At 61.5% G+C, this 3992-nt stretch carries 2 protein-coding genes and 1 pseudogene; 2 read left to right on the top strand and 1 reads right to left on the bottom strand.

Translation table 11 applies throughout. The features are described from left to right. Window positions 1–72 precede the first annotated feature (72 nt). Together G0D83_RS29575 and G0D83_RS29570 are read left to right on the top strand one after the other, a co-directional pair. Window positions 73–1980 carry a relaxase/mobilization nuclease domain-containing protein gene (locus G0D83_RS29575; RefSeq protein ID WP_164198157.1) on the top strand — a complete coding sequence of 636 codons (1908 nt, stop codon included), beginning with the start codon at window positions 73–75 and terminating at the stop codon, window positions 1978–1980. A 530-nt stretch (window positions 1981–2510) separates the two neighbouring features. Next, a complete protein-coding gene (locus tag G0D83_RS29570) occupies window positions 2511–3206 on the top strand; it encodes a Crp/Fnr family transcriptional regulator (RefSeq protein WP_164198155.1) in 696 nt (231 codons plus the stop codon). A 573-nt stretch (window positions 3207–3779) separates the two neighbouring features. On the opposite strand, the pseudogene G0D83_RS29565 reads toward G0D83_RS29570, so the two are convergent. Further along, window positions 3780–3992 (bottom strand): annotated as a pseudogene (locus G0D83_RS29565) (HlyD family type I secretion periplasmic adaptor subunit); the annotation flags it as partial.

Below are 3992 nucleotides of genomic sequence, written 5' to 3'. Positions count from 1 at the left end.
GGCGCTGACCCATTTCATCAACGTGGCGCGCCGGCGGACGCTGGCGGATGTGGCCTTCCCGGAGGCGGATCAATGAGGGCGGGATCGCTGTCGATCGAGGAGGCGGTTCTTGGCTATCCGCTCGAAGACCTGGCGCGCCGCAGCCGGAGCGGCGGGAGCGGCACGCGCGTTCCGGGCGCGGGGCAGGGCAGCGTACAGGCCCGATCCTTCCGGGCCTTTGCCGGCAATGCGCAGCGCTCGCCTCAGTCTGTGGTGAAGCGGATCCGGGCTGGAGGGTGCCATTCCAAGGAGGAGCTGACCCGGCAGCTGAATTACATCACCCGGGAAGACGCGGCACATGCCACCTGGACCAACTTCGCCGGGGTGGACCGTGATCTGCAGCCCAACACTTTGTCTCGGGCGGTCGAGGATTGGTCCTCGTCCTGGCGTGGCGCCCCCCGGCGCGGGCACACCGATCATATCATCTTGAGCTTTCCCAAGGGCACGCGCATCGACGCGGCCGAGGCCGTTGCCCGGGAGTGGGGGCAGGCGATCTTTGCCAGCGGCGACTATGGAGATCAGTGGCGCTATGTCGCCGCGGTGCACCGCGACCCGGATCACATCCATGCGCATTTTGTCGTCGACAAGGTCGGCTGCGACTGGGGCAACTTCCTGTCGATCAGCATGAAGTCGGAGCTGAACTACGACGTGATGCGCGAGTGCCATGCCGAGCTCTCGCGAGCGCATGGCATCGACATGGTGGCCTCCAACCGCCTGTCGCGCGGGATCATCGAGTACCCGCCGCGCGAGACCGAGTATCGCGCGGCGCATGACAAGACGGGCCGGGGCGACCTGGTTCCACCGCCGCCGATGTCGGACGCGGAGAGGGCGCACCGGCGCGCGGTGGTGCAGGACTTTGCGCGGCAGTATTCCAGTCTTGGTTTGCTCGCCTCGCTGTCCGGTCCCGGAAACGCGTTCATGGAAAAGCTGTCGCAGGCGTTTTTCGCGTCGGCGCAAACTCTAGAAGAAGGAGGCTCTCTCATGGCAGAGCCCGATACCCTGATGCCACCGCAAACCCACGCTGCCACGCTGGACGGGAGCTTTGATCCCGTCGCGGCCATGACGCAGGCCCGCGAGCAGTTGCTGGCCGAGGCGCGGGAGACTTGGGAGAGCATTCAGGCGATGGAGGCCGGGCCGGAGCGGGTGCGGATGGAGGCGGAGTTCTCCCGCACCAGCACCGAGCTTCTGGCAGCGACCCAGGCCGATCCCTTCTTCAAGGACCATGCGGTGATAGCTGAGACGCGCGACGATGTCTTTGCGCATCTCACCCCCGCGTCGCTGCAGCACGTACGGGACGGGCTCGAGGGGGAGGACCCACGCGTTGGGCAGATCGACAGCACGCTGGACAATCTGCGCGAGGCGCTGGCCGCCGCCTTTGCGCAGGATGCGGATCTTATGGCGCAGCTTGGCACGACGCCTGCGGAGTTGGCGGAATACGCGGCGCAGGGAGACCACTCCCTGGCGCAGGCAGCGCTGTGGCAGGGCCGCGCGGAAAGCCTGGACGAAGGTGCCTCCGCGCGGCTGGCCGCGGTCCTCGAAGAGGGGCATCGGATCATCGACGGCGTGACGGTCCCGCGCGACCTTGTCGAGCAACTGGCGCTCGACCAGCTGCTGACCGTGGACAAGCACCACCAGCTTGCCGACCTGCCGGCCATCGAGAGCCTCGTCGACCGGATGGCGGATACGCTCTCAGACGCGGAGATTGCACAGGTCCTCGAGGGCGACAGCACCCCGCTGCAGGACGAAATCCGCGATCCCGCGGTTCGGGCGGCGGTCGCGGTCGAGCTGAAGAACGAAGCCGACCTCGTGGTGGGGCAGGGGGATCGCGAGCGAGAGACCGTGGAGGCCTACCAGGTCATGGCGCGAGAGCGGCAGGCCGAGTTTGCCGCCGAGCATGCCGCTGAGCGTGGCTTGGACCTCGAGGACGGGCACGAGCTCTAAGCAGGCGGGAGGGTCGCTGACGATGATCCAGAATCTAGATACGGCGTGGCGCTACCCGCTCGCCTGCGCCCTCACCTCCCTAATGAGAAATCGCGGAGAGCTTGCAGAAACCTATTAGTGCTCGCCCAGAATAGCTCTCGCTGCAGCGCGGGCGAAGTCGATGGAATGGCCAAGGTTTTCGAGCTGCATCGCACTTAGTCTGAGGACTTCCTGATCTTCAGCACGCAATGTGTACCCCTCATCAGCGTTCGCTAAGTCGAGTAGAGCTGCCATTAGTTCCACGCGCTGCATGGTCTTTAACTTCTCCCATTTGGCCAACCGCCGATCGTCCTTCCAGCCGCTGTCGACGTGGACGTGCTGAAGGTGAGTGAAATGGGACCAGGCGTGCTACCAACCTGGCCCCCTTTGGGACACACAAAATCTCGACTCACACTGGCGACAAATGATCGCCTCCCGGCCCGTCTCATATTGTCTTCCTTGATCAAAAATGTTCAAATTTTGACAATCTTGCGTAAAAAGTTGGAGCTTTGATGGGGCAGCACTCGATGAGTAAGCGGCATTGGGAGGTGGCCAACCTAGGATGGCTTGGAGAACGAAGCTCGAAGTTCAGGCAGGAGGTCAGAAACCACGTTCTCGTAAGGCGTTATTCGTCCGGCGACTATCCACACCACGTAGGTGATGAAGCCGGTGGGATTTACGGCGTTATCGAAGGGAGCTTTGGCACCTACGCGGCAAGTGAGGCTGCAGGCATCGTACTAGGGCATATCTTCCGAAAAGGCGCGTGGTTCGGACAAGGCCCCATAACATCCGGAAAGCCACGATATCTCAGCTTCAAGGCGATGGAAGCTTCGGTCATCCTCTACCTGCCACCCTCCGCTCTCAACCAAATAGCTCATAGCTTTCCTGGTGCCGAGCGGGAGTTGATGTCCCTTTCTGAGTATAACCAGTTGATCATGACCCGGGTCGTCTCGGACTTGCTGATCAGAAAAACAGATTGCCGGATCGCAGCAGTCCTCTTGAGGCTTTTCGAGATCATACCCAACGGCCTCAGGGCAGGAGATACATGTCGCCTTACTCAGTCCGAGCTGAGCGAAATGACGAACACCTCAAGGCACACAGCGAATACGGTTCTGAAATCTTTCGAGCTGAAAGGCTGGATCGAGGTTAGCTATGGCAGCATCACCTTGATGAGGCCTGATGAGTTGCGCCGATGCGCATACGCATGAGGGTCCAAAGGCCGAGCTCCGAGCTCAAAGGCGGAGCCTGTCGGTCCCAGTGAGGACAGGGCTATGGACTGCGTTCATGTGCTCTGCCCCTGCTGAAGGACTATACCCGAGCCAAGGCGTGACAAACGAAATGGGTTTCGTCCAGCACGTCAGCGCAATACAATCGTAAGAACGCCTAAGAAAGGTGAACCATCATGACAAAATACGATAGAGATTCCAGAGCGTTTTCTTCAGGTCGGGGATTCTCGATAGCGTCCCTTATCGGGCTCGTAGGCGTGGTCGCCGGTACTATCCTGTGGTCGGCGGGTGCACCATTGCTTTTAGTTTTCTTAGTTTATTTTAGCGTGCCTGGAGCGATGATCCTAGCGCTCTATCTGCTCTGGAGACGCTCTGAATAGCGCGAGCTCAAGAGTCATTGCGACAGGGTCCGGTCACCTCCGTCAAGCTGGAATAGTTTCCGATATGGCCTGACACCATAAATTCCTGCGGTTGTTAGTTCGGGGGGAAGGCCAGTCGCGGCGTGCGGTCTCGGCGCCGAGGCTTGCTTGGTCCCGATCAACTTGGCAGTGATTTTCATCCCTCTCGGAACGCCTTCGAGAAGTAGTCGGTGAAGGGTTTCACCAGGTAGGCGAGCGGCGTGCGGTCCGCGGTGCGCAGGAAGGCCTCGACCGGCATGCCGGGGACCAGGGTCGAGCCCTCGGGCAGCCTCTCGATCTGGCCCTCGTCGAGCATGATCTCGGCGCGGTAGAAGCTGGACGAGGTGTTCTGGTCGGTGAAGGCATCCGC

It is taken from the genome of Salipiger sp. PrR003 (assembly GCF_010500785.1).
GTDB classification, from domain to species: domain Bacteria; phylum Pseudomonadota; class Alphaproteobacteria; order Rhodobacterales; family Rhodobacteraceae; genus Salipiger; species Salipiger pacificus_A.
Note: the sequence above shows the minus strand (reverse complement) of the source record. Positions and strands in the feature narration are given on the sequence as shown.